At 60.1% G+C, this 25,258-nt stretch carries 26 protein-coding genes; 6 read left to right on the top strand and 20 right to left on the bottom strand.

From position 1 onward, the window contains the following. Window positions 1–164: 164 nt before the first annotated feature. The 11 genes from PH562_RS27740 to PH562_RS27690 all read right to left on the bottom strand — a co-directional run bounded on the left by PH562_RS27740 (window position 165) and on the right by PH562_RS27690 (window position 11,292). A complete protein-coding gene (locus PH562_RS27740; RefSeq protein WP_285176925.1) occupies window positions 165–1,019 on the bottom strand; it encodes a 5'-nucleotidase, lipoprotein e(P4) family in 855 nt (284 codons plus the stop codon). A gap of 284 nt (window positions 1,020–1,303) precedes the next feature. Continuing rightward, window positions 1,304–3,034 carry an ABC transporter substrate-binding protein gene (locus tag PH562_RS27735; protein ID WP_285176924.1) on the bottom strand — a complete coding sequence of 577 codons (1,731 nt, stop codon included), beginning with the start codon at window positions 3,032–3,034 and terminating at the stop codon, window positions 1,304–1,306. A gap of 126 nt (window positions 3,035–3,160) precedes the next feature. Continuing rightward, on the bottom strand, window positions 3,161–3,448 hold the full coding sequence (locus tag PH562_RS27730; protein ID WP_075853518.1) for a DUF2160 domain-containing protein: 288 nt from the start codon (window positions 3,446–3,448) through the stop codon (window positions 3,161–3,163). 12 nt (window positions 3,449–3,460) lie between these two features. Then, complete coding sequence (locus PH562_RS27725) at window positions 3,461–4,342, bottom strand: carbohydrate ABC transporter permease (protein ID WP_285176930.1); 882 nt, start codon at window positions 4,340–4,342, stop codon at window positions 3,461–3,463. 38 nt (window positions 4,343–4,380) lie between these two features. Next, window positions 4,381–5,253 carry a carbohydrate ABC transporter permease gene (locus tag PH562_RS27720; RefSeq protein ID WP_113231372.1) on the bottom strand — a complete coding sequence of 291 codons (873 nt, stop codon included), beginning with the start codon at window positions 5,251–5,253 and terminating at the stop codon, window positions 4,381–4,383. A 1-nt stretch (window position 5,254) separates the two neighbouring features. Next, complete coding sequence (locus PH562_RS27715; protein ID WP_285176922.1) at window positions 5,255–6,325, bottom strand: ABC transporter ATP-binding protein; 1,071 nt, start codon at window positions 6,323–6,325, stop codon at window positions 5,255–5,257. Between the two features lie 9 nt (window positions 6,326–6,334). Then, entirely contained in the window at window positions 6,335–7,417 is a 1,083-nt protein-coding gene (locus PH562_RS27710; protein ID WP_285176920.1) for an ABC transporter ATP-binding protein, read from the bottom strand. 97 nt (window positions 7,418–7,514) lie between these two features. Further along, window positions 7,515–7,655 (bottom strand): hypothetical protein, encoded by a 141-nt coding sequence (locus PH562_RS27705; protein WP_285176919.1) that lies wholly within the window; start codon window positions 7,653–7,655, stop codon window positions 7,515–7,517. A 527-nt stretch (window positions 7,656–8,182) separates the two neighbouring features. Continuing rightward, complete coding sequence (locus tag PH562_RS27700; protein WP_068389995.1) at window positions 8,183–8,824, bottom strand: ThuA domain-containing protein; 642 nt, start codon at window positions 8,822–8,824, stop codon at window positions 8,183–8,185. Between the two features lie 24 nt (window positions 8,825–8,848). After that, window positions 8,849–9,949 (bottom strand): Gfo/Idh/MocA family protein, encoded by a 1,101-nt coding sequence (locus tag PH562_RS27695; protein ID WP_285176918.1) that lies wholly within the window; start codon window positions 9,947–9,949, stop codon window positions 8,849–8,851. Window positions 9,950–10,089: 140 nt separating this feature from the next. Then, complete coding sequence (locus tag PH562_RS27690; RefSeq protein ID WP_285176917.1) at window positions 10,090–11,292, bottom strand: ROK family transcriptional regulator; 1,203 nt, start codon at window positions 11,290–11,292, stop codon at window positions 10,090–10,092. A 220-nt stretch (window positions 11,293–11,512) separates the two neighbouring features. Between PH562_RS27690 and PH562_RS27685 the strand changes: the two genes are divergently transcribed. The 4 genes from PH562_RS27685 to PH562_RS27670 all read left to right on the top strand — a co-directional run bounded on the left by PH562_RS27685 (window position 11,513) and on the right by PH562_RS27670 (window position 15,858). Continuing rightward, window positions 11,513–12,814: an ABC transporter substrate-binding protein gene (locus PH562_RS27685; RefSeq protein WP_285176916.1), complete on the top strand. Its 1,302-nt coding sequence runs from the start codon at window positions 11,513–11,515 to the stop codon at window positions 12,812–12,814. A gap of 71 nt (window positions 12,815–12,885) precedes the next feature. Continuing rightward, the gene (locus PH562_RS27680) at window positions 12,886–13,824 is read left to right on the top strand and encodes a carbohydrate ABC transporter permease (protein WP_483315390.1); all 939 of its coding nucleotides are present in this window, start codon (window positions 12,886–12,888) and stop codon (window positions 13,822–13,824) included. Beyond that, entirely contained in the window at window positions 13,817–14,665 is an 849-nt protein-coding gene (locus PH562_RS27675) for a carbohydrate ABC transporter permease (protein WP_015341575.1), read from the top strand. Before PH562_RS27680 ends, PH562_RS27675 begins: the two co-directional genes overlap by 8 nt. Before the next feature lie 122 nt (window positions 14,666–14,787). Further along, entirely contained in the window at window positions 14,788–15,858 is a 1,071-nt protein-coding gene (locus PH562_RS27670) for an ABC transporter ATP-binding protein (RefSeq protein ID WP_285176915.1), read from the top strand. On the opposite strand, the gene PH562_RS27665 is transcribed toward PH562_RS27670, so the two are convergent. From PH562_RS27665 to PH562_RS27645, 5 genes are all read right to left on the bottom strand, one after another. Next, window positions 15,855–16,232 carry a DUF427 domain-containing protein gene (locus PH562_RS27665; protein ID WP_285176913.1) on the bottom strand — a complete coding sequence of 126 codons (378 nt, stop codon included), beginning with the start codon at window positions 16,230–16,232 and terminating at the stop codon, window positions 15,855–15,857. The two genes, PH562_RS27670 and PH562_RS27665, sit on opposite strands and share 4 nt — an antisense overlap. Before the next feature lie 283 nt (window positions 16,233–16,515). After that, a complete protein-coding gene (locus PH562_RS27660; protein WP_113231381.1) occupies window positions 16,516–17,115 on the bottom strand; it encodes a TetR/AcrR family transcriptional regulator in 600 nt (199 codons plus the stop codon). Window positions 17,116–17,331: 216 nt separating this feature from the next. Then, window positions 17,332–19,188, bottom strand: coding sequence for a M23 family metallopeptidase (locus tag PH562_RS27655; RefSeq protein ID WP_285176911.1), 1,857 nt, complete (start codon window positions 19,186–19,188; stop codon window positions 17,332–17,334). 147 nt (window positions 19,189–19,335) lie between these two features. Continuing rightward, window positions 19,336–20,694, bottom strand: a complete 1,359-nt coding sequence (locus tag PH562_RS27650) for an Nramp family divalent metal transporter (RefSeq protein ID WP_113231384.1) — start codon at window positions 20,692–20,694, stop codon at window positions 19,336–19,338. Between the two features lie 414 nt (window positions 20,695–21,108). After that, on the bottom strand, window positions 21,109–21,858 hold the full coding sequence (locus PH562_RS27645) for a tryptophan 2,3-dioxygenase family protein (protein ID WP_285176910.1): 750 nt from the start codon (window positions 21,856–21,858) through the stop codon (window positions 21,109–21,111). Between the two features lie 150 nt (window positions 21,859–22,008). Here PH562_RS27645 and PH562_RS27640 point away from each other — a divergent pair, with 150 nt between their 5' ends. Further along, window positions 22,009–22,479, top strand: a complete 471-nt coding sequence (locus PH562_RS27640; RefSeq protein ID WP_285176909.1) for an Lrp/AsnC family transcriptional regulator — start codon at window positions 22,009–22,011, stop codon at window positions 22,477–22,479. Between the two features lie 203 nt (window positions 22,480–22,682). Here the strand turns inward: PH562_RS27640 and PH562_RS27635 are convergent, their stop codons facing one another. The 3 genes from PH562_RS27635 to PH562_RS27625 all read right to left on the bottom strand — a co-directional run bounded on the left by PH562_RS27635 (window position 22,683) and on the right by PH562_RS27625 (window position 24,029). Beyond that, window positions 22,683–23,090 (bottom strand): type II toxin-antitoxin system VapC family toxin, encoded by a 408-nt coding sequence (locus PH562_RS27635; protein ID WP_285176908.1) that lies wholly within the window; start codon window positions 23,088–23,090, stop codon window positions 22,683–22,685. A gap of 1 nt (window position 23,091) precedes the next feature. Continuing rightward, entirely contained in the window at window positions 23,092–23,325 is a 234-nt protein-coding gene (locus PH562_RS27630) for an AbrB/MazE/SpoVT family DNA-binding domain-containing protein (RefSeq protein ID WP_113231389.1), read from the bottom strand. Window positions 23,326–23,414: 89 nt separating this feature from the next. Then, window positions 23,415–24,029 (bottom strand): hypothetical protein, encoded by a 615-nt coding sequence (locus PH562_RS27625; RefSeq protein ID WP_285176906.1) that lies wholly within the window; start codon window positions 24,027–24,029, stop codon window positions 23,415–23,417. Between the two features lie 311 nt (window positions 24,030–24,340). Between PH562_RS27625 and PH562_RS27620 the strand changes: the two genes are divergently transcribed. Next, on the top strand, window positions 24,341–24,493 hold the full coding sequence (locus tag PH562_RS27620) for a hypothetical protein (RefSeq protein ID WP_285176905.1): 153 nt from the start codon (window positions 24,341–24,343) through the stop codon (window positions 24,491–24,493). Window positions 24,494–24,511: 18 nt separating this feature from the next. Here PH562_RS27620 and hutC read toward each other — a convergent pair whose 3' ends face one another. Beyond that, on the bottom strand, window positions 24,512–25,231 hold the full coding sequence (gene hutC, locus PH562_RS27615) for a histidine utilization transcriptional repressor HutC (RefSeq protein ID WP_285176927.1): 720 nt from the start codon (window positions 25,229–25,231) through the stop codon (window positions 24,512–24,514). Window positions 25,232–25,258: the final 27 nt, after the last annotated feature.

Here is a 25,258-nt window from a genome sequence, read left to right as displayed (position 1 = left end):
TGTTCCAAGCCGCGTATGCCGACGCCTGCGATACGCTTCCCATCCGAGGAAATACAGCAAATTCAAGCAGAAAGCCTACCCGCGCACAGGTCTCCTAGGATGAGGGGCCAGGCACAAAGGTCCCACAGAGTTGAACGCGCCTGGCAATCACTCTCGAAAGACGCCTACTTCCCATCCCAGGGCTTCAGTGCATCCTGCTTCATCCGGCGCTGTTCTTCCGGCGGCAGCTTGTAATCGCCCTTATAGGGTGCGCTTTCGAACGAGCCATAGGTCGGGTTGGCGATGGCGATCCAGTCGTGGCCGAAATGCGCCTTGTTGGCTTCGAAGACTTTCTGGCGCTCTTCGACCGTACCCTTGTAGTCGTCGGTGAAGTCGCCGAAATTGTCGCCGAACATCAAGAGAATGCGATAGTTCTTGGCGATGAAGGCGCGGCGGGTGCCCTTGGCCGAACCCCAGTCCGGCTGTTCCTTGGCGCTGAGGAAAGTGTCGACATTGTCGCCCATCGGAAAACCGAAGCGCTTCATTTCTTCAACGGTCGGGCCTTCCTCATCGGCAGTACGGTTGGTGACGTAGAAGACCTTCACGCCCTTTGACGCTGCATATTGGGTAAATTCCACCGCGCCGGGAATAGGCTTGTCCTGCTGAGCATTCACATATTGCGTCCAGGTGTCCGGCTTGAAGCTCGTACCCGCCGTGATGTTGCGCGCCTGGTAGGGCGAGGTGTTGAGCACGGTGTCGTCGACATCGAGGATGATGGCGGGTGGAAAGTCCTGGAAATTACCTGTTTGCTCGACCGGAGCCGCGGTCCAGTTCTTGTCGGCCAGCGCTTCATCGAGCCTGATACGGCCGAGCGCATAGGCACCAAGCGCGTTGGCCTGCGCCTCGACCGATGTCTGATCCCACAGAACGGCATTGAGATTGTCGTCGGGCATGACGGCCGGCAGATCGGCGGCCAAAGCCGGCAAGGCGGACGCAAGGCCGATCACGAATGTCAGGCGCCCTAGATATCTATTTCCCACTCCGTTCTCCTTTATGAAATTCTGGAAATCAACTCATCGCATCAACGATCTCAAACAAGCGTCAAAGTCTTGACCCGGGTAAGGATAGTTTGCGCGTAGATGGAATGTGTCAAGTATATGACAGCCATCGGATCCGGGGTTCAGTTGATTTTGATTTGCGGTCTCCTGTGCCAAGCGCCTTCATGCGAAGGCGTTTCTGGCAAACGCCGTGCTGGAGCTCTGAAACAATAAAATGCCGGGGTCCTTTCAGACCCCGGCACCGCCGCATCTCCAAGTGCGGTTGCTTATTTCTTCGCGTCGGCCCAGCTCTTGACCAGTTCGTCGTAATTGACGGTGATCGGCTTTTCCTTTTCGTTGGCGACCTTCAGCTGCGGGGCGAGATGGCCGTTCTTGACGGCATCTGCGTTCCAGTAGGCGAGATCGTGCTCTTCGGCGAGCTTCGGGCCGATGTCGCCCTGCACGCCGGCGCGTTCCAGGCGCTGCATGACGCGTTCCTGATCGGCGCAAAGCGCATCCATGGCTCCTTGCGCATCCTTGGCGCCGGAAGCGGCATCGCCGATCGCCTGCCACCAGAGCTGTGCGAGCTTCGGATAGTCAGGAACGTTCGTGCCGGTCGGCGACCACTGCACGCGGGCTGGCGAACGGTAGAACTCGATCAGACCGCCGAGTTCAGGCGCACGCTTGGTGAAGCTCTTGTCGCGGATGGTGGATTCGCGGATGAAGGTGAGGCCGACATGGCTCTTCTTCACGTCCACCGTCTTCGAAGTGACGAACTGCGCATAGAGCCATGCGGCCTTGGCGCGATCGACCGGAGTCGATTTCATCAGCGTCCAGGAGCCGACGTCCTGATAGCCGAGCTTCATGCCGTCCTTCCAGTAAACGCCATGTGGAGACGGCGCCATGCGCCACTTCGGCGTGCCATCCGAATTCATGACCGGCAGGCCGGGCTTGACCATGTCGGCGGTGAAGGCCGTGTACCAGAAGATCTGCTGGGCGACATTGCCTTGCGCCGGAACCGGGCCGGATTCGGAGAATGTCATGCCCTGGGCTTCCGCCGGAGCGTAGCCCTTCAACCAATCGAGATATTTCTGGATCGAATAGACCGCAGCCGGGCCGTTGGTGTCGCCGCCGCGGGCGACGCAGGAGCCGACAGGACGCGAATTGGCATCGACCTTGATGCCCCATTCATCAACAGGCAGGCCGTTCGGCAGGCCCTTGTCGCCGTTACCGGCCATCGACAGCCAGGCATCGGTGAAGCGCCAGCCGAGCGACGGGTCCTTCTTGCCATAGTCCATATGGCCGAAGACCTTCTTGCCGTCGACATCCCGACCGGTGAAGAACTGGGCGATATCTTCATAGGCCGACCAGTTGACCGGCACGCCGAGTTCGTAGCCGTACTTAGCCTTGAAATCGGCCTTGTTCTTCGGGTCGTTGAACCAGTCGTAGCGGAACCAGTAGAGGTTGGCGAACTGCTGGTCAGGGAGCTGATAGAGCTTCTTGTCCGGAGCAGTCGTAAAGCTGGTGCCAATGAAGTCGGCGATATCGATGCCCGGATTGGTGACGTCCTTGCCCTCGCCAGCCATCCAGTCGGTCAGGTTGCGAACCTGCTTGTAGCGCCAATGCGTGCCGATCAGATCGGAATCGTTGACCCAGCCGTCATAGAGGTTCTGGCCGGTCTGCATCTGCGTCTGGATCTTTTCGACGACGTCGCCTTCCTGGATGACGTCGTGGGTAACCTTGATGCCCGTTATGGCGGTGAAGGCCGGCGCGAGAACCTGCGATTCATACTGGTGCGTCGTCAGAGTTTCCGACACGACCTTGATTTCCATGCCCTGGAAAGGCTTGGCCGCATCGATGAACCACTGCATTTCCTTTTCCTGGTCGGCGCGCGAAAGCGTCGAGAGATCGCCGATCTCCTTGTCCAGGAATGTCTTGGCTTCGTTCATGCCGGCGTGCGCCGTGCCGGCCAGAGCCAGCAAGGCAACTGCCGTTGTCGTCAAGAGATGCCGTCGCATATATTCCTCCCTACAGGTTGCGAGTGCATTGTCAGGCAGCCGGATTTCCGGCCATCTGTACCGATTTGCCTTACTGCTCCGCATGACCGGATGGGCAACGGGGCGGTAACGGGTTGAATTTCCGCGTCAGACCAGACGGAAGACGCCGATGGCGTAGACCACGGAAAGAGCAAGAGCCCACCACAGGCTGGGGCCTCCCAGGCCCAGCCAGGCGAGATGGATGAAGGCGGCGCCGAGCAGCGAAATGAACAGCCGGTCGCCGCGCGTCGTTTCGAAGCGCAGAATGCCGAGGCGCGGATTACCGCCTGGCGAAAAATATTCCCAGACCGCCATGCCAATCAAAAGCAGCAGGATCGTCGCGAAGAACAGCGCCGTCGGCAGGGTCCAAGCCATCCAGGAAAAGTCTGTATTCATGGCGGTTTTCCTTCAGACGCGGCCGAGCGCGAAGCCCTTGGCGATGTAGTTGCGGACGAAATAGATGACGAGTGCGCCGGGGATCAGCGTCAGCACGCCGGCGGCGGCAAGCAGGCCCCAGTCCATGCCGGCGGCCGAGACCGTGCGTGTCATGATGGCGGCGATCGGCTTGGCATCGGTCGTCGTCAGCGTGCGGGCGATCAGCAGTTCTACCCAGGAGAACATGAAGCAGAAGAAGGCAGCAACGCCGATGCCGCTTGCGATCAGGGGAATGAAGATCTTGATGAAGAAGCGCGGGAATGAATAGCCGTCGATATAAGCGGTTTCATCGATTTCCTTTGGCACGCCGGACATGAAGCCTTCGAGGATCCAGACCGCCAGCGGTACATTGAACAGGCAGTGCGCCAGCGCCACGGCGATATGAGTATCGATCAGGCCGAAGGCCGAATAGAGCTGGAAGAAGGGGAGCGCAAAGACCGCCGGCGGTGCCATGCGGTTCGTCAGCAGCCAGAAGAACACATGCTTGTCGCCGAGGAAGCGGTAGCGCGAGAAGGCGTAGGCCGCGGGAAGCGCGCAGACGACCGAGATCACCATGTTCATGACGACATAGGTGATGGAGTTGATATAGCCCTTGTACCAGGACGGATCGGTGAAAATGATCGCGTAGTTGCGCAGCGTCGGCTGGTGCGGATAGAGCGTCAGGCCTCCGATGATTTCCTCGTTGGTCTTGAAGCTCATGTTGACGAGCCAGTAGATCGGCAGGAGCAGGAAGATGATGTAGATCGTCGGCACAAGCCAGGACCATCGGCCTTTTTCGCCGTGACGGCGGGCAACCTGGGTGCCCGTCGCAACAGTCGCATTTGCGGCTGCGTCGGAGGCGGCCAGCTTGTGCATGGTGGCGTTATCGGCCGTGGTGGAAAGGGGTTTGCCGCTCATCGGCTTGCTCCCGCATCGTAATTGGTCATGACGGTATAAAAGACCCAGGACAAGAGCAGCACGATCAGGAAGTAGACCAGCGACATGGCCGCGGCCGGGCCGAGGTCGAACTGGCCGAGTGCCATCTTCACAAGATCGATCGACAGGAAGGTCGTGGAGTTGCCGGGGCCGCCGCCTGTGACGACGAAGGGTTCGGTATAGATCATGAAACTGTCCATGAAGCGCAGCAGCACGGCGATCAGCAGCACGCGGTTCATCTTCGGCAGCTGGATGTAACGGAAGACGGACCAGCGCGACGCGCCGTCGATCTTGGCGGCCTGGTAGAAGGCGTCGGGAATCGAGGCGAGGCCGGCATAGCAGAGCAGCACGACGAGGCTTGTCCAATGCCAGACGTCCATGATGATGATCGTCGCCCAGGCGTCGGCCGGATCGGAGACGTAATTGTAGTCGATGCCGAGATTGACGAGGACGTAGCCCATCAGCCCGATGTCACTGCGGCCGAAGACCTGCCAGATCGTGCCAACGACGTTCCACGGGATAAGCAGAGGCAAGGCCATCAGCACGAGGCAGACGGGAACGCCGATGCCCTTCTTCGGCATGTTAAGCGCGATGAAGATGCCGAGCGGCACTTCGATCGCGAGAATGACGAAGGAGAAGATCAGGTTGCGGATCATCGAATCCCAGAAACGGCCGGACCGAAGAATTTCTTCGAACCACTGGGTGCCCGCCCAAAAGAAGACGTTGTTGCCGAAGGTGTCCTGCACCGAATAGTTCACGACCGTCATCAGCGGAATGACGGCGGAAAAGCCGACCAGCAGCAGAACCGGAATGAGCATGAACCAGGCTTTGTTGTTCCAGGTCTTGTCCATCTCAGGCTCCCATCTCGATGCGCCAGGAGTCGGCGTAGATATTGATCCCGGCCGGATCGAAGGCGATGTGCGGCTCGGCCGGCACCGTCTGGTCCTCGCCGATGACAGCGACGATGTCCTGGCCGTCGAGCTTGGCGCGGACCACCTTGCGGCGGCCGAGATCCTCGACCTTGGTGACGGTGGCGGGCATGCCTTCGCGGCCGATGCGGACGAATTCGGGGCGAATGCCGAGTTCGGAACGGCCGGTCTGCTTTTCCTTCGGCGCGCCGGGAAGCGCGATCGTGCGGTGGCCGATGCGCGCGCTGCTGCCTTCGATTTCGACAGGCATGACGTTCATGCCGGGCGAACCGATGAAATAACCGACGAAAGTATGGCGCGGGCGCTCGAAGAGATCGTTCGGCGTGCCGATCTGCACCACTTCGCCATTGTACATGACCACCACCTTGTCGGCGAAGGTCAGCGCCTCCGTCTGGTCGTGGGTGACATAGACCATGGTGAAGCCGAAGCGGCGGTGCAGCTGCTTCAGCTGCGAGCGCAGCACCCACTTCATGTGCGGGTCGATGACGGTCAGCGGCTCGTCGAAGAGGATGGCGTTGACATCGGAGCGCACGAGACCGCGGCCGAGCGAGATCTTCTGCTTGGCGTCGGCCGTCAGGCCGCGCGCCTTGCGGTGGGCGCTGTCCGAAAGGCCGATCATCTCGATGATCTCATCGACCTTGCGCTTGACCTCTGCTTCCGGAACGTGCCGGTTGCGCAGCGGGAAGGCGAGATTGTCGTAGACGGTCATCGTGTCGTAGACGACCGGGAACTGGAAAACCTGCGCAATGTTGCGCTCCTGGGTCGACAGCCGGGTCACGTCCTTGCCGTCGAACAGGATGCGGCCCTGGGAGGCCTGCACCAGGCCTGAGACGATGTTGAGAAGCGTGGTCTTGCCGCAGCCGGAGGGGCCGAGCAGCGCATAGGCGCTGCCATCTTCCCAGCTGTGGTTGACTTCCTTCAGCGCGTAATCGGCATCGGATTTCGGGTGATCATTGTAGGCGTGCCGGATGTGGTCAAGATCGATGCGGGCCATGGTCTCTCCTCAGGCGGCTTGTTGCAGGGCGGGAGTGACGGCGGCGCCATCGGTGTCGAAGACCATGATGTGGCGCGGGTCGATATAGACATCGATCGCATCGTCGACATCGATATCCTGCACGCCCTGCGTCAGCATCACCCAGCGCCGGCCGGCAAAATCGATATGGATGAAGCTCTCCGAGCCGGTGATCTCGGTCACCATCACCCGTGCCGGAGCGGCGACGGCCTCCGGCGTCTGCGGCGCAAGCGCGAGATGATGGGGCTGGAAGGCGATCGTGTAGCGGCCATCCGGCCGGTCTTCCAAACCCCTCGGTACCGGCAGGCGGATGTTGCTGTCGAGCACGAACTCCCGGCCGCGCTTGTCGAGCGTCATCGTGTTCAGCGGCGGATCGGCAAAAGTGGTCGCGGTAATCAAGTCATGGGGATTGCGGAAGACATCGATCGTCGATCCGAATTGCGTGATGCGGCCTTCCGCCAGGGTCGCGGTATTGCCGCCGAGAAGCAGCGCTTCGGAGGGCTCGGTGGTGGCGTAGACGAAGATCGCGCCGGATTCGGCGAAGATCTTCGGCAATTCGGCACGTAGTTCCTCGCGCAGTTTGTAATCGAGATTGGCGAGAGGCTCGTCGAGCAGCACCAGCCCGGCATTTTTCACGATGGCGCGGGCGAGCGCCGTGCGCTGCTGCTGGCCACCGGAAAGGCTCAAGGGGAGGCGATCAAGAAAAGGACCAAGCCGCAAAAGATCGGCTGCCTTTTTTACTTCCTTGTCGATGGACGCCGCGCTTTTGCCGCTCAACCGCATCGGCGAGGCGATATTGTCGTATACGGTCATCGCGGGATAGTTGATGAATTGCTGGTAGACCATGGCGACGTTGCGGCGCTGCACCGGCAGGCCGGTGACATCCTTGCCATCGACATGGATTGTGCCCGTGGTCGGCTTGTCGAGCCCGGCCATCAGCCGCATCAGCGACGTCTTGCCCGACAGCGTCGGCCCCAGCAGCACATTCAGCGTGCCGCGCTGCAGCGTCAGATTTGTTTCCGCGATATGCGTTTCGCCGCCGACAGACTTCGATACGCCCCTGAGTTCAAGCACGATAGATTCCTTCCATGCGCCGCATGTCAATGCTGCCGCGAGGATTGCGAAGAGACCAAACCGTCCTGTCGTTGCCGGACGGCGCCTGCTGCTGAGATTATGATTGTTCGGAAGTGGATTGCGCCGATCTGCCCGCGGAACCGTCGCGCCGGCGAGGATTGCGCCAGGCGACGTCAGTGGCCATGCGGCCGATGCCGCCAACCATGCCGTTTTCCGTATCGATCTGATGTTCGGACAATTATTCCTCCCCCTGTTTCGATTTGCATCCCTCACGCGAAAACCGAAACAAGAATGACGATAAATGAAGATAAAGGAATGTCAAACGAAAACTGACCGCGTTTCAGTTTCGCTTCATAAATCCCGTCTCAGGCATGTTTTAGCGATTTATTATCAATCTGGTAAGCAATTGATCGGAATTGCAAATGAAGGCTGACGCACCTTTCGATGCGTCCACGCGCATTGGGGCTGAACGGAGCTTGGTCGCCCGTGCTGATAGTCGCACGATCAAAATGGGGAGTGAAGCCTGGCACGCAATGCGAGGCAGGATCTGCTACGTCGAGGTGAGATAAGGACGGTTGATAGCTGATTGCAGGACGCGGGATGGAGCCCCTGCCCAAGCTCCGTTCGCGGCGGTCTGTCCCGCCTGCTCGTCATTGCTCGAAACGATGAAAACCGCCGTGCGCGCGACCGCCATCATCGGGATGGCGGACGCAGAACCGCCCCTCAAGCATTATGAGGGGCGGTGATTTTCGCAATAGACAGAGCTTAGCGCGCCGCCCAGTTGGCGCCGCGACGGAAGATGGTCTTCATCTGCGGCACGTCGAATTCCTTGGCCTGGTGGCCGAGCGAGGAATAGAAGACGCGGCCCTTGCCGTATTTGCGCTTCCAGGCGACCGGCATGACGACGCCATCGATCCAATAGGCATGATCGCCGGTGAAGGTGGTGGTCGCCAGCACCTCGTTCGAGGGGTCGACATGCATGTAATATTGCTCCGACGTGTAGGGGAAATCGGTGATCCCCTCCATGATCGGATCGTCCGGGCGCGTGATATTGACCGTATAGTCGATGATGTTGCCGGGATGGGCGACCCACTGGCCGCCGATGATGAACTGATATTCGACGCTTTCGCGGAAACTATCGCCAGCGCCGCCATGATAGCCGGCTATGCCAACGCCGCTTTCGATCGCATCCGCGAGGTTCTTCACCTCTTCCTTTTCGATCTTCGACATGGTGACGATCGGCACGATCAGGCTGAGATCGTGGATCGAGGGGTCGGCGAAGGCCTCGGTGCTGTTTTCGAGATAGACCTTGAAGCCGTCCTCTTCCAGCATGTCCCGGATGATATGGGCGCATTCCTGCGGTTCGTGGCCGCTCCAGCCGCCCCAGACGATAAGTGCTTCACGCATGATAATTCTCCTGAAATTACTTGGTTAGCGGCCGATCTGCCCATCCACCAGGGATTCGGACAGAGGGGCCGGACGCTCCGTTTGCGTCGTGATGGCGACCGTGCGGCCCGTATCGGAAGCCGTCTGGAAGGCTTCCATGACTTCGAGCACATGCAGCGCCAGACTGCCATTGGCGCGGTGCGGACGGTTCGAGCGGATGGCATGCGCCATGTCGGCGACACCGAGCGAACGGTAATTGCCGTCGGCATAGGGCGCGGTGATCTCGCGCTCGGCAAATTCGCCGCCCTTCTTTAGAAACTCCACCGGGCCGCCGAAACGGTTGGGGTCGGGCACGATCAGCGTGCCTTCGGTGCCGTAGACTTCGAGCGGCACATGCTTGTGGCCGGCGACATCGAAGCTCATGCCGATCTGGACGACGGCGCCACTCACAAAGGCCATGACGCCGGCAACATGCGTCGGCACATGCACGGGGATGTGCTCGCCATTGCGTGGCTCGCTGGTGATGATGCGTTCCTTGCGCGGCGCCACGGTAAAGCCTGCGACCTGCGAGACGGGGCCAAGCAGGTTGACCAGATCGGTGATGTAATAGGGACCCATATCGAGCATCGGGCCGCCGCCGACTTCATAGTAGAAAGCCGGATTCGGATGCCAGCGTTCATGGCCGGGGCACATGAAGGTGGCGGTGCCGCCGACCGGGATGCCGATCGCGCCCTCGTCGATGATGGCACGCGCCGTCTGATGGCCGCCGCCGAGGAAGGTATCGGGGGCGGCGCCGATGCGCAGACCCTTGGCGGCTGCGGCATCCGCGAGTTTCTTGCCTTCGGCGAAATTGATGCCGAGCGGCTTTTCCGAATAGGTGTGCTTGCCGGCATCCAGCGCCTGCAGACCGACGGCGACATGCGCCTTCGGAATGGTCAAGTTGACGATGATCTCGATCGATGGGTCCGCCAGCAGGTCGGCGATGTCGACCGCCTTCAGACCGAATTCGATGGCTTTTGCCTCGGCGAGCTCGCGATTGAGGTCGGCAACGCCTTTGATGTCGAGAATGGGAAAGGATTTCATGGCGGTGAGATAGGCGCCGGAAATATTTCCGCAGCCGATGATGCCGATGCCGACCTTGTTCATAGATTTCCTCCAAGTAAATTGTCTTTGCTGTCCTGGAGCGGTTCAGCGTTTCACGGAGCTGCTGAACCGCTCTATTCTATTGTTTCGACGCAATTCCGGACGGAAAACCGCTACGCACTTTTCCTGGAACTGCTCCGGGATCAGAGAGCCGGTGCCGGTCCCGTTGTTCCCCAGGGCGATTCGTAGAGTTCGCGCAGTGCCACGACGGCGGCGCCTTGCGCCCAGGTCTCGTCGGTCGACTGGTCGAAGACGAGTTCGGTCACGCCCCTGATCGATGGCGGGATGGCCAGCGAATAGGCCTCCCGCAGGCTGTCGAGAAAGGGCTGGCCGAGCGCCAGGCTCGATCCCACAAGAATGACGCGCGGCGGGGCAAACAACGTGACGATGTTGGCGAGCGCCATGCCGCATGCCTCGCCGGCGCGGATGGCAGCATTGATCAGCGAGATATCCTCGGCATCGATCAGCGTCTTGGCATGCGCCATTCCGCGGCCGAGGCGAATGGCTTCGGCAAAACGGCCGCTCGGCTGGTCGCCGAGAATGGCGCTTTCGCCGGCAAGGCTTGCCAGACGAATGATGCCTTGTGGACCCGTGCCGAGAACGAGATCGCCGAGATTGTGGCTGAGGCCGCCGGCGCCGCGAAAGAGCTGGCCGCCATGCAGCACGCCGAGCCCCAACGTCTGTTCCAGCGACACGAGAACCATGTCGTCCAGATCTCTTGCCTTGCCGAACCAGTGATGCGCCAGCGTGATGGCATGCGCATCGCTTTCGACGATGGTGGTCACGCCCAGCCGCTCCGACATTTCCTTGGCGAAATCGACGCCCGTCTCGCGGAAGATCGGGCTGGTACGGATATGGCCGGTGCGGTGCTCGACGACGCCAGGCAGGCCAAGGCAGACGGAGTCGACCTCGTCGAGCGCCAGATTGGCATCGACAACGCAGCGCCGCACGCCATCCTCCAGGAGATCGGCAATGACGCCGATCGGCTGCCGGTCGACACGCAGCGCCAGTGTCAGCGTCGAAAGAACCTCGCCGCAGAAGTCCGTCACGACGAAAACCATGCGATTGGCGGCGATTTTCGCGCCGACGACGCGCGCGGCATCCGGGTTGAGCTCCAGCATGACGCGGGGCCGGCCGCGGCTGGCCGCCTCGCGCAGGTCGCCTTCGGTGCGGGCCAGGATCAGCCCGTCATCCAGCAGCGAGGCCGTGATTGCAGAGACTGTGGTCGTCGAAAGCTGGGTGCGGTCGCTGATTTCGATACGTGCGATGGAGCCCGCCCGCCGGATCGTATCCAGCACGTTGAAGCGGTTTATCGCCCGCATAAGCTCGGGATCTGCTGTTTTCATGAGAATGGCGCCGAATGACGGACCCGCTCGGCTGCGGCCTGGTATTTTTAACGGAATGCGAATTAAATAGCCTATGGCCATTGCCTAATGTCAAGCCATTTCGCAGTGATCTGCCGAAAATTTAGCGATGGCGGTTGACATTTGGGCAAAGCTCCGTTGAATTATTCCGCATAAGGGAAAAAATATTTGAGGCTCTTGGTTCCCTTGGGAGGAGAAAATCATGATCCATCTACGTGGGGTCAAAGCCCTTCGCATTGCCGCTGTCGCCGCTACGACCGGCCTGGCGATTCTCGCCGGCGCGACGGGCGCTGCCGCCGACACCGTTGTCAAATGGCTGCATCTGGAAACCGATCCGAACTATGTCGCGGTCTGGCGCAAGATCGCGGATCAATATGAGGCCAAGCATCCCGGCACGAAGATCGAGATGCAGTTCCTGGCCAATGAAGCCTTCAAGGCGAAGCTGCCGACGCTCCTGCAATCGAAGGACGCTCCCGATTTCTTCTTCAGCTGGGGCGGTGGCGTCTTGAAGCAGCAGCAGCAGACCGGCACGCTGCTCGACCTGACCGCGGCGATGAACGCCAAGGATGGCGCCTGGCTGAAGAGCTACAATCAGGCAGCCGTCAAGGGCCTGACCTTCGATAACAAGATCAGCGCCGTACCCTATAAGCTCGGCACGGTTTCCTTCTTCTATAACAAGGCCTTGTTCGCCAAGGCCGGCGTCGATGCGAGCGCCATCAAGACCTGGGACGATTATCTGGCCGCGGTCAAGAAGATCAAGGCTGCCGGTATAGCGCCGATCGCCGGCGGCGGCGGCGAGAAGTGGCCGATCCATTTCTACTGGAGCTATCTGGTGATGCGCGACGGCGGCCAGCAGGTCTTCAACGATGCCAAGAACGGCAAGGGCAACGGTTTCAACGATCCGGCGATCATCAAGGCCGGCGAGCAGCTTGCCGAGCTCGGCAAGCTCGAGCCCTTCCAGCCCGGTTATCTCGGTACCACCTGGCCGCAGGCGCTCGGCGTCTTCGGCGACGGCAAGGCTGCGATGATCCTCGGCTTCGAAAATACGGTTGCCAACCAGCGCACCAATTCCGGCGACGGCAAGGGCCTGGAGGATGACAATATCGGCCGCTTCGCCTTCCCAGCCGTGACCGGCGGCGCCGGCCTTCCCACAGATACGCTCGGCGGCCTCAATGGCTGGGCCGTCACCAAGAAGGCCCCGCCCGAGGCACTCGACTTCCTCGCTTATCTCACCAATGTCGAAAACGAGCGCACCATGGCGCAGGCCGGCATGATCATCCCGGTCGCCGTCGGCGCCGAAGATGGCGTGAAAGGTCCGCTGATGCATGAAGCAGCCGACCAGCTGGCGCATTCGACCTGGCACCAGAACTTCTTCGACCAGGATCTTGGCCCCTCGGTTGGCCGCGTCGTCAACGATGTGGCTGTCGGCATCGTCTCCGGCCAGATTTCGCCGAAGGATGGCGCGCAGCAGGTCCAGGACGCCTTCGAGCAGGACCAGCTCTAGTGCCCTCTGGCGCCGGCCTCTCCCTTGTGCCGGCGCCGGTTTTTTCCGAACTGCAATCGTCGAGACTGTCCATGACCGATGTCAGCGCCACGACCGCCATGCCTCCCGTCGCGAGAGCGAAACCGGCTGCGAAGCGAAAATCGCCGGCCGCGCGGGGCCGCTTGCCCGTTATCCTGCTGTTCCTGCCGCCCGCTCTTCTGCTTTTCACCATCTTCGTCATCCTGCCGATGGGGGAAGCGGCCTGGTACAGCCTCTATCGCTGGAACGGCTATGGTCCGCCGACCGAGTTCGTGGGGCTGCGCAATTTCCAGGTTCTCTTCAAGAACGGCGCTTTCCTGACGTCGCTGAAGAACAATGCTTTGATCATCGTCGTGTCGATTGCGGTCCAGGTGCCGCTTGCCATTTGGCTCGCGACGATGCTGGCGCACCGCATTCGCGGCGTCGTGCTCTTCCGGCTAATCTTCTTTCTGCCCTATGTGCTGGCCGAAGTGGCCGCAGGCCTGATCTGGCGCTTCGTCTATGACGGCGATTACGGCCTGTTTGCCGCGATCGCGCATTTCCTCGGAACGCCGACGCCCTATGTGCTCGCCGACAAGGACCTGGCGATGTATGCCGTGCTCGGCGTGATCGTGTGGAAATATTTCGGCTTCCACATGATGCTGTTCATCGCTGGCATGCAATCCCTAGACAAGAGTGTGCTCGAGGCAGCCGAGATCGACGGCGCCACCGGCTGGCAGAAGTTCCGCTACGTGACGCTGCCGCTGCTCGGCTCGACACTGCGTCTTTCCGTCTTCTTCGCGGTCGTCGGTTCGCTGCAGCTCTTCGATATGATCATGCCGCTCACCGGCGGCGGCCCGTTCAACTCGACCCAGACGATGGTGACCTTCCTCTACAATTTCGGCGTCACCCGCATGCAGGTCGGCCTCGGCAGCGCCGTCGGCGTCGTGCTGTTCGTGATCTGCGTCACCCTCGCCTTCGGCTACAAACGGATATTTATGCGCAATGACTGATCTGGCCTCATCCGTTCGACTGACCACCGGCACGAAGATCTATCTCTATGTGTCGCTGACCATCATTGCCGCGATCGTGCTGATCCCGCTGCTGACGACCGCGCTCGGCGGCTTCAAGACCCTCGGCGATCTCCGTACCAATCCCTTCGGCTTGCCGGCCGAGTGGCATTTCGAGAATTACACCGGCATTCTGTTCGGCGACCGCTACTGGCGGCAGATGATGAATTCGCTGATCATCGCCGTTCTCACCGTGTTCCTGACACTGTCGGTATCGGCCATGGCGGCCTTCGCCTTCGCGCATGTGAAATTCTTCGGCTCGAACTTCCTGCTGAACTATTTTCTCATCGGTCTGATGTTTCCGGCCGCCACAGCCATCCTGCCGCTCTTCATCCGAATCCGCGATCTCGGCCTGCTCAACACCTATTGGGGCGTGGTGCTGCCGCAGGTGGCGTTCGGCCTCGGCATGAGCATCCTGCTCTTCCGGAACTATTTTCGAAACCTTCCGGAAGAATTGTTCCAGGCGGCCTTTGTCGACGGTTGCGGCTATATCCGCTTCTTCTGGCATATCTCGCTGCCGCTTTCGCGGCCGATCATCGCGACCGTCAGCATCATCTCCTTCGTCGGCAGCTGGAACAGCTACATCCTGCCGCTGATCATGCTGAACTCGGATTCGATCTATCCCTGGCCGCTCGGCATGATGGTCTATAGCGGCGAATTCGGCACGGAATGGGAGCTGGTGCTCGCCTTCATCACGCTGACCATCCTGCCCACCGTCATCGTCTTCTTCCTGGCGCAGAAGCACATCATCGCCGGCCTTACCGCCGGCGCCGTGAAATCCTGAGCCTGGAGCGGCTCAGCTTTTCACGGAAACTCTGAACCGCTCTATCTCTTTGTTTTAGCAATTCCGGACGAAAAACCGCTACACACTTTTCCTGGAATTGCTTTCATCGGAGCACAAACAACATGGCATCCGTCGAACTGCACAACATCCACAAGGCCTATGGGGCGCTGACCGTCATCCACGATATCTCGCTTTCAATCGAGGACGGCGAGTTCATCGCGCTCGTCGGCCCCTCCGGCTGCGGCAAGTCCACGCTTCTGCGGATGATCGCCGGGTTGGAGGAAATCACCGATGGCGACGTGTCGATCGGCGGTCAGGTGGTCAACGCCATGACGCCGCGCGAGCGCAACATCGCCATGGTCTTCCAATCCTATGCGCTCTATCCGCACATGACGGTCGCCGAGAATATGGGCTTCAACCTGAAACTCTCGGGCGAGATCAAGCCGGTAATCGAACAACGGGTCAATGAAGCGGCGCGCATGCTCGATCTCACAAAGCTGCTCGACCGCAAGCCGGCGCAGCTTTCCGGTGGTCAGCGCCAGCGTGTCGCCATGGGCCGCGCCATCGTGCGCAACCCGGCCGTCTTCCTGTTCGACGAGCCGCTTTCCAACCTCGACGCGAAGCTACGCGTGCAGATGCGGTCGGAAATCAAGGCGCTGCATCAGAAGGTGCAGACCACTTCGATCTATGTCACCCACGATCAGATCGAGGCCATGACGCTTGCCGACCGCATCGTGGTGCTGAACCAGGGTAAGATCGAGCAGCAGGGCACACCGATCGAGCTTTATCGCAAGCCAGCCAATCTCTTCGTCGCCGGCTTCATCGGCTCGCCGGCCATGAATTTCCTCGACGGCGTAGTCGAGGGCGTCGAGGGCTCGCCGGCCGTGCGGCTGAAGGACAGCACGCCGATCCGCATCGCCGGGGAGCGCAAGGTGAAGGCTGGCCAGAGCGTGAAGATCGGTCTCAGGCCCGAGCATCTCAGCCTTGCCAGCGGCGGTTCGCCACTTATGGGTCAAACCTTGCTCGTGGAGCCGACAGGCGCTCAGACGCATGTGCTCTTCGATCTTGCTGGAGAGCAGGTGACGGCCGTTGTCGATGGCGAAGCACCGGTGCGCTATGGGCAGCCGCTGAATGTCTCGGTGAACCCGGAGCAGGTCTATGTCTTCGACGCCGCGAGCGGCCTGGCTCTTTAAGTTCTCACATCGATGGAATCGACGCGATCGGGATAGAAGGCCATGTAATCTTTGATCCGGCTGACGGATGCATAGGGATTTTCGTAAGTCCATATGGCGTTCACCGAGCGCTCGCCGCCGGCCGGAATGCTGTAATAGGAGCATTCGCCCTTGTAGGGGCAGTAGGTTTCGTGGCTGGTCCTTTCCAGCAACGACATATCGACATCCTTGCGCGGGATATAGATGACGGCCGGATAGGACGCTTCCTTGAGCGACAACGCCTCATGCGTATCGACGACAACCTTGCCGGCGACGGAGACGATGACATGGGCCCGCTTGTCCTCGATCGTGATTGGATGATCCGGACCGGGGATTTTAATGGGTCTTTCGGACATTCTTGCTCTCCTCAGCTTGGCAATAGTCAGCAGAGTTTGGTTCTGCCGCAGCTTCGTGCATGGCCCCTCACCCCAACCCTCTCCCCGCATCGCGGGGAGAGGGGGCTTTGGTGATTAAGGCGCTTCCGCCCCAATGGAGCAGCGTGTTGTTTTGCGCTGTCGTCCCCTCTCCCCGCTAGCGGGGAGAGGGCTAGGGTGAGGGGCCAGCCACATAAGCTGCGGCAGAACCAGATTCACCTGACGATCTCACTTCAAAGGGATATAGGAAGCGTCCTGCCGATTATCAGGTCTTTTGCGACACTCGTGTTTTCGGGGCACCCCAGCGCAATCCATCCATCAGCAGACGTACGAGACGGCGGGACCGCTCATACCATTCCGGCGAATTGGGCATGGAATAGGTGCCGGACAATGCCTGCAGCACATCGGTACTATCGACATCGGTGCGGATCGTACCGGCGGCGACGGCGCGGTCGATCAGGCTTGCGAGGACGATGGGCACTTGGCCGTAACTGTCGGTGAAGAGCTTGGAATTGCTGCTGAGAAGGATGCGCAGGCTGTCGGCCATGCCGCGTTTCGTTGCGATGTAACCGACGAAGCGGTTCATCCACTCTTCTAGAGCTTCATCCGGCGCGCGCTCGCGCGAAAGCTCTTCTGCGGCAGCGCACAGCGCTTCGACCTCATGACGATAAACCGCTTCCACCAGATGTTCCCGGCTCGGAAAATGTCGATAGAGCGTGCCGATCCCGACATCTGCGCGGCGAGCTATGTCTTCCAGGGAGGCGGCGGTGCCGTGGCTGGCGAAGGCTTGTGCTGCAACTTCGATCAGCTTGTCATAATTGCGCCGCGCATCGGCGCGCAGCCGCCGGCTTTCATTCGGCGGCATAGGCTTTGGTTCCGGCAACGGCTTGCGCGCCAATTTCTGCTCCTTGCAGGGTGCCACGATGATATCGGCATCGCGTCAGATAGTGCGCGGCGATATCTTCTCCATGGCGAAACACAGAAGGATTGTTATCGCATTCGGCATCGAGGCGCCATTGCTGCCCGCGGGAATCGGGCCTGCAAGGATCGGGAAGGAGGTTTGTGCGGATGTCTGGCCGGCCTATGGAGACGGTGCGCCGAAATGGCTCGGCCCAAAGCCCGATCCCAAGTTCGGTCCGAAGTCCGGGCCTGAATTCGGCCCGAAGCTTGGGCCTTGCTCGAAATTGGCGAATGGGGCGGGCGGATTTTCACGGGCCGGCGGAACGTCGAGATAGCTCATGATGTTCTCGACATGGTTGACCTGCGAGCGCAGGCTGTCGAGGGACTTGCCGGTCAGATTGGTGCCAGCGGGCAATTGCGCTGTCAGCGGGTTTTCGTAACGGCCGTTGACGCGCAGCTCGTAATAGAGGTGCGGGCCGGTGGAGTAGCCCGTCGAGCCGACATAGGCGATGACCTGGCCCTGGGTGACGCGCTGGCCGACGCGCAGATCCGATGGCGTTGCCGAAATATGGGCATAGGTGGTTTCGTAGCCGCCGTCGTGGCGGATGCGGACATATTTGCCGTAGCCCGTTTCCCAGGAGATTTTCTCGACGACGCCGTCGCCGGCGGCCTGGATGGGGCTTCCCATCGGCGCACGGAAATCGACGCCATTGTGGAATTTCTTCACACCCAGGATGGGGTGGATTCGCCAGGCAAAGCCGTCACCAAGCGTGCCATTCGGCACGGGTCGGTGCACGAGCGATTTCGCGATCGAGTGGCCGCTCTCGTCGTAGAATTCCGAGGGGCCTTCGCCTTCATTCTTATGCAGATAGAAACGATGCGTGTCGCCGTCGGCATGGAATTCGATGAACATAAGTTCGGTCCGGCCGTCTTCCGCCTTGCGGAAGAGCAGGTCGACGCTGTCGGGAGCATCGTCGATGCTGGTGAGCGAGATGCCCTTGGCCTTGGCGAGCTTGATGAGCTGCGAGGCATATTCCTTGGTCAGGCCGGCTCTTTCGAGCTTGTTGCTGACTGCCCGCTCGTCGCTCTCGTCGACACCCTTCAAATCGACCGCGGCAACCTCCGTCGAGGATGGAGCATCGGCCTGGCTTTCGCTGTAGAGCATCGAAAACAGCCTGTCATCGGCCACCGGGACGAAGCCGTTGGCATCGTCGCGGGCAACGACGCGCTCCGGCGTCTTTTCGCCGCTGAGGCGGGCCATGATCAGCTTCGGGCGGGCATTGGGGCCTTTTTTCTCAAGCAGCAGTTCCAGGCTGTCGCCGGGGGAAACGGTATCGGTCTCCAAGGCGCGCTGCAGCTCGTCGCCGGCGTCGCTGCCGAGGCCCGCAGACGCCAGGATGTCCTGCAGATCCTGCTTGTCCTTCGGCATGGATACGAGCCTGTGAAACTCGCGGCCGGCTTCGCCGGTCGTTGCGCGCGATACGCTGACATTCAGCGGCACGCCGCGAACCGGAAAGCGAGAGCGGCGCACGGCATCATAATGCGTGGTCTGCGGATAGATGCCGTGGCGGATATCGGAAAGTGAAGGCGGCGAAAATGCCACATTGTCAGCGCGCTCCTCGCCATAGGAGGTGTTGATGTCGAGGCCGCCGTCACGCGCCAGAGCAGCTTCGTCGGATTTGAAGACCAGCGTCGTGCGATGATAGGTGAAGATGCGGGTTTCACCACTGGATAATTTTTCGGCCACCTGCGCAAAGCGGGCGCCGTCGAAACGCTGTTTTGCGGCCAGCCGGCTGGCCTTGCGCATGGCTGGCTGAGGGCGCGCGAGCTGGGCCGTGCCCACCGGCGTTGCCCGCTCGATCGTGTGACGCGCCAGCAAGGGATAGAGCACGGTGGCGAGCAGGCCGAAGGACGCAGTGCCTGCGAGACCGATGACGATCAGGTGGCGAAGATGGGCGGAGCGCGGCAGAAATGGAATATGAAAATCGTGATGCGGCCGCGCCTGAATCGCAGCCTCTGCAGGAAATTGAACGCGCAATGGACTTTCGGCCATGAAGTGAGGAACCCTGCAGATTGCGGTGGGCCCAAACTAGGGCAAATCATGGCAAAATCTAGGCAAATATTACGAGTCAGTTAACTGCCGTGATCGTCCACAGGGCGAGATTCGCGCGTTCAAGATGATTCGTCAACCGAAGATGGTGTCGTAGAGCAGTTTGAAGTTCAGCGCCAAGATGATCGCGGCAACTATCCAGGATAGAATGGCGATGCTTCTAGAGACGACGAAACTACCCATTTTCTCGCGATTCGTGACGAATTGCACCAGTGGAACGACGGCAAAGGGCAGTTGCATGGAGAGAACGACCTGGCTCAGCACGAGCAGGTTCGCAGTGCCTTTTTCACCATAAATAGCGGTCACAAACACAACCGGAATAATTGCGAGGCCGCGCGTCAAAAGCCGTCTTGCCCAATGCGGAATCCTGAGCCGGAGAAAGCCTTCCATCACGATCTGGCCGGCAAGCGTCGCCGTCACGGTGGAGTTGAGGCCGGAGGCGAGCAGCGCGACGGCAAAAAGCGTCGAAGCGATGCCGAGGCCGAGCAGCGGCGACAGCAGCTCGTAGGCCTGACCGATCTCGGCGACATCGGAATGGCCGCTGGTATGGAAGGCGGCGGCTGCGACGATCAGGATCGCGGCATTGACGAAGAGCGCCAGCATGAGGGCCACGGTGCTGTCGATCGTTGCCCATTTGATCGCATCGCGGCGACCCTCTTCCGTGCGCTTGTAGGCGCGGGTCTGCACGATGGAGGAATGCAGGTAGAGATTATGCGGCATCACCGTCGCGCCGATGATGCCCATGGCGATATAGAGCATCTCATGATTGGTGACGATTTCGGGCGAGGGGATAAAGCCTTGGAGAATCGCCGCCACCGGCGGTGCCGCCGCGGCGATCTGGATGGCGAAACAGATGGCAATGACGGTCAGCAGCGCGATGACGAAAGCTTCGAGGTAGCGGAAGCCCTTGCTCATCAGCAGCAGCAACAAAAAGGCGTCGAGCGCGGTGATCAGCGCGCCGCCGATCAGCGGAATTCCGAAGAGCAGCTGCAATGCGATCGCCGTGCCGATAACCTCGGCGAGATCGCAGGCGATGATGGCGAGCTCGCAGGCGAACCACAGTGCCAGATTGACCGGCCGCGGATAGTGATCGCGACAGGCTTGGGCGAGATCGCGGCCGGTGGCGATGCCGAGCCTTGCCGACAGCGCCTGTAGCAGAATCGCCATCAGGTTCGACAGCATGATGACAGTGAGAAGCGTATAGCCGAACTGTGCGCCGCCGGCGAGATCGGTCGCCCAATTACCGGGATCCATATAGCCGACGGAGATCATGTAGCCGGGACCGACGAAAGCCATCAGGCGCCGAATCCAGCTGCCGCCATGAGGAACCTTAACCGTGGCATTGACTTCGGGAAGGCTCGGACGGGCATCCTCTACGGAATCAGCGAACTTCCATGCACGCCGCTGCTCAGCGGCCTCCTGAATTTGCGTCATGCTTACGTGGCTCCGGGGAGGATCGGATTGCGAGTTACTAAACAAATATGCCAGGCAACAAATTTATGCAATAGGCTATATTTCATAGTTTTTGCATTTTGTAGCATCAAAATGCGCGTTCCGGCTCCTTGAGCCGAGCGCCAAGGGAGGCTCGGGTGTCGAAGCCACCAGAAGGATTTGTTCTATAAGGAAAGGATGGGGATGACCGGACCGTTATGGCGGACGGCCGCGTTCCTGCCGGCCGGTGCGGCCATCGATCATCAGCTGAAAGCCTATGAGGGACCAAAATCGCAGCGGCCTTTGATGTTGGTTGCTGCGCGGAGGCGCGACTGCGGGTTCTCGCAAGAGCCGGGTGTCGCCCGGAAAGCTTCCGCCGCATGGTGAGGGCGGCGGAATGCCGGCTTTGCTCAGCGCCTAGTCGGCGGCGTCGTGCTTGGAGATGGAATCGCGGATGACACCATATTGGCCACCCCAGCGATCTGTCATTTCGTGGCGAATATCCCATAGTTCAGGGAAGAAGCGATGGCGCGTGCCGGCCTGCAGTAGCTCGACGGGACGGCCTTTCAACGATTTCGAGCCGAGGCCGATGGAACGCTGGATCAGATAGATGTGATTGGCGCGGAACTTCTGGAACAGTTCGTCATATTCGACCAGCGCTTCGGCGACTACATAGCTGTCGCCGTGATCGTATTTGCCGTCATAGATATCTTCGACCGTCAGGCCGGCGGCATCGAGATAGTTCGCTTTGAAGGCGTGCCAGAGATCCGGCGGCATACGCAGCAGAAACCCGAAGCCAGGTGATTCCTGGCCGCTGCCATTGCCGAGCTGCAGGCGGATTTGCTGATATTCCTTCGGGGACATGGTTTCCAAAAGATCGAGCTGGGTCGTCATCATGCGCATGATCCGGTGCACGCGGCCCATGAGCGTCACGACGCGATGCGTGTTGTGCTCTTCCATGAAGGCAATGACATCGACCAGCGTATAGGCCATCAGCTTCATCCAGAGTTCTTCGACCTGATGGACGATCTGGAATTGCAGTTCGTCGCCGTTGACCATGCCGTTCAACGGCTTCTGACAGGCCAGCAGCTTGTCGCACTGCAGGTAGACGCCGTAGTCGCGCATTTCGGGCGCTTCGATGCGCGCGTAATAGTCTTTCTTCTGCATCCTCGTTCCCTTTGTTCCGGCTCTCGGCCGCTAAGCATGTTTGCTCTTTCTGCAGAATACGAAATTTCGGCTTGAACATTGTTCCTATTTGTCATCCAGAATCGCATAAATAGAGTACGATCGAACAGTATTGACGCTGTGGAGAGAACGATGGAGTTAGACGCTTTGGATCACAAGATCGTCGGAGCCCTTGAGGCCGATGCCCGCATCTCGTTTGCCACACTTGCCGAACTCGCCGGCCTCAGCAAGACGCCATGCTGGAAGCGGGTGAAGGCGCTGGAGGAGGCTGGCGTAATCCGCGGATACAGGACGCTTCTCGATCCCGCCCGCCTCGGCTTCGGCCTCGAGGCTTTCGTGCAGGTCTCCATCGACGTCGAGCGCTTCGATGCTTTCGAGGCTGCCGTGCGCCGGCATCCGCTGATCTGGCGCTGCCATGCGACGACGGGGGAGGCCGATTATCTCCTCCATATCCTAGCGACCGACATGGCTGCTCTCGACCGGCTGTTGCGGCAGGAGCTGAACCGGCTGCCGGGCGTCCGGCATACGGTGACCTCGATGTCGACGCGGGAAATCAAGTCGGACATTTCGCTGGCCGACGCCATGCGGCATGTGGGCGAATAACTATCGGCCGTCATCATATCGCATCGAGCCGACGAGAGGGCGTATGAGCCGTTCGCCGACATTGATGAGGAAAAAGGAGTTGCCGGATCTAAGCCATTCGGCGAGCAGGATCACCGGCAACTCAGCGGCCCGACCATAGGTCGGACGATGCAATTAAGGTGATGCTGCATGTGGCGGAACAGGATTTCCTGTTCCGTCTCGTCTCAGTTTCCTTGAGGGCTGATGAGCGTGACCGATTTGAAATAGGTCCGGAAGCGCTTCGTATCGCGCGTCAGCAAAGGCAGGCCGCTGACAGCTGCATGGGCGCCAATAAAGAAATCAGGCAGGACGCTGCTGCGTGTCCCACCTGATTTTCTATATTGAGAGAAGATCTTAGCGGCGAGGAAAAGTGCCGGCCGCGGGATCGGCACTATGTCGAGGCCGGTTTCGGCAAGCATATAATCGAGATCTTCGATCCTGTCGTAACGGACAGAAATTTCGGCATATACGACATCATTGATGCATAAGGGGCCGAGAAAGCTTGCGGCGTCGAGTTGCGAGAGCGACCAGCCGTACCACACCGGATCATTCGTGATAATATCCAGCAATATGTTGGAATCGACGAAAATCACCTCAATCTTGGCCGCGCGTCAAAGCCATGATTTCATCCGTGGTCATACCCTTGCCGGCATGGCCGCGGAACTTGCTGAATCGGCTAGCCTGCTTCTGGGCATCCACCGGGACAAGGACGATGTTGCCATCGGACATCAGGCGAAAATCAACCTGGCTTCCGGGGCCGATCCCGAGCATGTCGCGGACGGCCTTGGGAATCGTCACCTGTCCTTTTGCCGTTACGGTCGTGCTCATCTCTTCCTCGGTAATACCCTCTCGAAAAGAGGTATTACTTTTGGCGATCGAATTCAAGATTGCCCGGCTGCCCGCGGCTTTCGAAGCGATCACATAGGCGGCACCGTGCCGTTGAGACCGACGGCGACCCGGTTGGCGGAGACTGTGGTCTCTCCGGTTTGCTCGCCAGTGATGAAGACGCCGGAGCCGGGCTTCAGATCGGCTTTCGTTGCTGATGTCAGCGTCACGACGGGCGTTCCATCCGGGATCTTGATCTTGCGTTCGCCGCCCTTGTAGGTGAGGGTCAATGTCGGGCCGCTGACCGAGGTCACGGCATTGGTGACCGTAGCATTGGTCATCGAGCCATTCGGCGCTGAATCCCAGGGGCGGTCGCCTTCGCCCGTTCCTTTCATCGAAGCCGGGAAGATGACGACTTCGATCGCGCCATTGATGCCGCTATCGGTCGGCTGCGAGGCGATGCCGACGAAATCGCCGGGCTTGATGTCGCTGACCGCGGCCTTAACGACGCCACCGACGCTCCAGCCGGATTTCAGCGCAACTGTAATGTCCTTGCCGTCGCGGGACTTGACCTTGAGCGTATCGCCATCGAGACTTTCCACGATGCCGCGCACCTTTACACGCTCGGCGGCCTCGGCGTTTTGAAAAGCGGCAAGCGTGGCGACGGAGAGCATCAGCGCAGCCGCGATCAGACGTTTGCGATCCATGGGTGGAGTCTCCCTTGAGATATCGGCCGAGCCATGCCCCGGTCGTGCTTGATAAGAAGGTTGGACGAGGGGCAGGAGGCCGAAGAACGGCTTTGAAGCCATCTACATCGCGATCCTATGCGGCGCTTCCATCACTCGCCATTCAAACAAGCGTGAGATTGTCGTCTCGTCCGGCGTGGGCAGAAATTACTGGAAAAGGCCTATTATTTCGCGGAACATCAAGCATTGCTTAACATTTACCGTTAGACTGCGCCGGTTATCTCGAATTCCCTATCGCGCTTGGCGCTGGGCTGGGGAGATTGGAGAACGAAATGACCGCGATTCGTCCGCTTCTGATCGGAATCCTCCTGATTCTGGCACTGGTTCTGATTGCGCTCAGTATCCTGCTGGTCGATCCTCACCAGCCTATCCGTCAATCCGACAGCCTCATTCCGCCGCCGACAGACTCGCCCCAGCGTCCTTAAAGCGGGGCTGGGAAATGGTCAGCTTGCCGGCGTAAAGCGCGCCACGAGGCTATGGCGATCACCAGGATAGGTGAGGCGAACGTGGGTGATCGGGCCGGCGGCGCTCCAGGTGCGCCGTTCGACGACGAGGCATGCCGTCCCTTTTTGAATATCGAGGTTGACGGCCGCGTCGCCTTCGGCCGATATGGCGCGGATCTGATGTTCGGCGGTACTCCATGGCACCTGGTTGAGCAGCCAAGGGCCCGGCGGCAATGTCTCGAAATCTGCCGTCGCTGCTTCCGGCACCGCGTCGAGATTGATGACGCGATTTTCCAGGCAGAAGGGGCGCGGACCGGCGTAGTGGATGCAGGTGATCTCTATCACGGGGATGGAGCCGACGAACTGCAGCCTGCGCGCGTCCTCCGACCGTCCACGCCGTTCGGCAAGCTTTATCAGTCGGTGCGAATAGGGCAGGTTGAGCGACAGGACCTCGGACTTGATGTCGTGAATCTCAAGTACGGCGGATTGCGCCTGCGGATGCGTGACGAAACTGCCCGAACGCTTTCGCCGCTCGATCAGGCCGGCGCGGGCAAGCTGGGTCAGCACCTTGTTCACCGTCATGCGCGAGCAGTCATAGTGCTCCGCCAGGTCCATCTCGAACGGAATGCGATGCCCTGGAGGCCAGGCGCCGGAGACAATCCGGCCCTCGATATCGCTGAGGATGCGCTGATGGAGGGTCGCCTCTTTGCCTGTGGTCATACCGTCCGTCTGTTCCGTGTGAGACAT

It is taken from the genome of Rhizobium centroccidentale (assembly GCF_030182565.1).
GTDB lineage: Bacteria > Pseudomonadota > Alphaproteobacteria > Rhizobiales > Rhizobiaceae > Rhizobium.
This window is presented reverse-complemented; position numbering and strand designations above follow the sequence as displayed.

Excerpts from the sequence above, each read along its gene's own strand:
- PH562_RS27735 (WP_285176924.1), bottom strand. The coding sequence starts at position 3,034 with ATGCGACGGCATCTCTTGACGACAACGGCAGTTGCCTTGCTGGCTCTG.
- PH562_RS27730 (WP_075853518.1), bottom strand. The coding sequence starts at position 3,448 with ATGAATACAGACTTTTCCTGGATGGCTTGGACCCTGCCGACGGCGCTG.
- PH562_RS27725 (WP_285176930.1), bottom strand. The coding sequence starts at position 4,342 with ATGCACAAGCTGGCCGCCTCCGACGCAGCCGCAAATGCGACTGTTGCG.
- PH562_RS27720 (WP_113231372.1), bottom strand. The coding sequence starts at position 5,253 with ATGGACAAGACCTGGAACAACAAAGCCTGGTTCATGCTCATTCCGGTT.
- PH562_RS27715 (WP_285176922.1), bottom strand. The coding sequence starts at position 6,325 with ATGGCCCGCATCGATCTTGACCACATCCGGCACGCCTACAATGATCAC.
- PH562_RS27700 (WP_068389995.1), bottom strand. The coding sequence starts at position 8,824 with ATGCGTGAAGCACTTATCGTCTGGGGCGGCTGGAGCGGCCACGAACCG.
- PH562_RS27695 (WP_285176918.1), bottom strand. The coding sequence starts at position 9,949 with ATGAACAAGGTCGGCATCGGCATCATCGGCTGCGGAAATATTTCCGGC.
- PH562_RS27690 (WP_285176917.1), bottom strand. The coding sequence starts at position 11,292 with ATGAAAACAGCAGATCCCGAGCTTATGCGGGCGATAAACCGCTTCAAC.
- PH562_RS27685 (WP_285176916.1), top strand. The coding sequence starts at position 11,513 with ATGATCCATCTACGTGGGGTCAAAGCCCTTCGCATTGCCGCTGTCGCC.
- PH562_RS27680 (WP_483315390.1), top strand. The coding sequence starts at position 12,886 with ATGACCGATGTCAGCGCCACGACCGCCATGCCTCCCGTCGCGAGAGCG.
- PH562_RS27675 (WP_015341575.1), top strand. The coding sequence starts at position 13,817 with ATGACTGATCTGGCCTCATCCGTTCGACTGACCACCGGCACGAAGATC.
- PH562_RS27670 (WP_285176915.1), top strand. The coding sequence starts at position 14,788 with ATGGCATCCGTCGAACTGCACAACATCCACAAGGCCTATGGGGCGCTG.
- PH562_RS27665 (WP_285176913.1), bottom strand. The coding sequence starts at position 16,232 with ATGTCCGAAAGACCCATTAAAATCCCCGGTCCGGATCATCCAATCACG.
- PH562_RS27660 (WP_113231381.1), bottom strand. The coding sequence starts at position 17,115 with ATGCCGCCGAATGAAAGCCGGCGGCTGCGCGCCGATGCGCGGCGCAAT.
- PH562_RS27650 (WP_113231384.1), bottom strand. The coding sequence starts at position 20,694 with ATGACGCAAATTCAGGAGGCCGCTGAGCAGCGGCGTGCATGGAAGTTC.
- PH562_RS27645 (WP_285176910.1), bottom strand. The coding sequence starts at position 21,858 with ATGCAGAAGAAAGACTATTACGCGCGCATCGAAGCGCCCGAAATGCGC.
- PH562_RS27640 (WP_285176909.1), top strand. The coding sequence starts at position 22,009 with ATGGAGTTAGACGCTTTGGATCACAAGATCGTCGGAGCCCTTGAGGCC.
- PH562_RS27630 (WP_113231389.1), bottom strand. The coding sequence starts at position 23,325 with ATGAGCACGACCGTAACGGCAAAAGGACAGGTGACGATTCCCAAGGCC.
- PH562_RS27625 (WP_285176906.1), bottom strand. The coding sequence starts at position 24,029 with ATGGATCGCAAACGTCTGATCGCGGCTGCGCTGATGCTCTCCGTCGCC.
- PH562_RS27620 (WP_285176905.1), top strand. The coding sequence starts at position 24,341 with ATGACCGCGATTCGTCCGCTTCTGATCGGAATCCTCCTGATTCTGGCA.
- hutC (WP_285176927.1), bottom strand. The coding sequence starts at position 25,231 with ATGACCACAGGCAAAGAGGCGACCCTCCATCAGCGCATCCTCAGCGAT.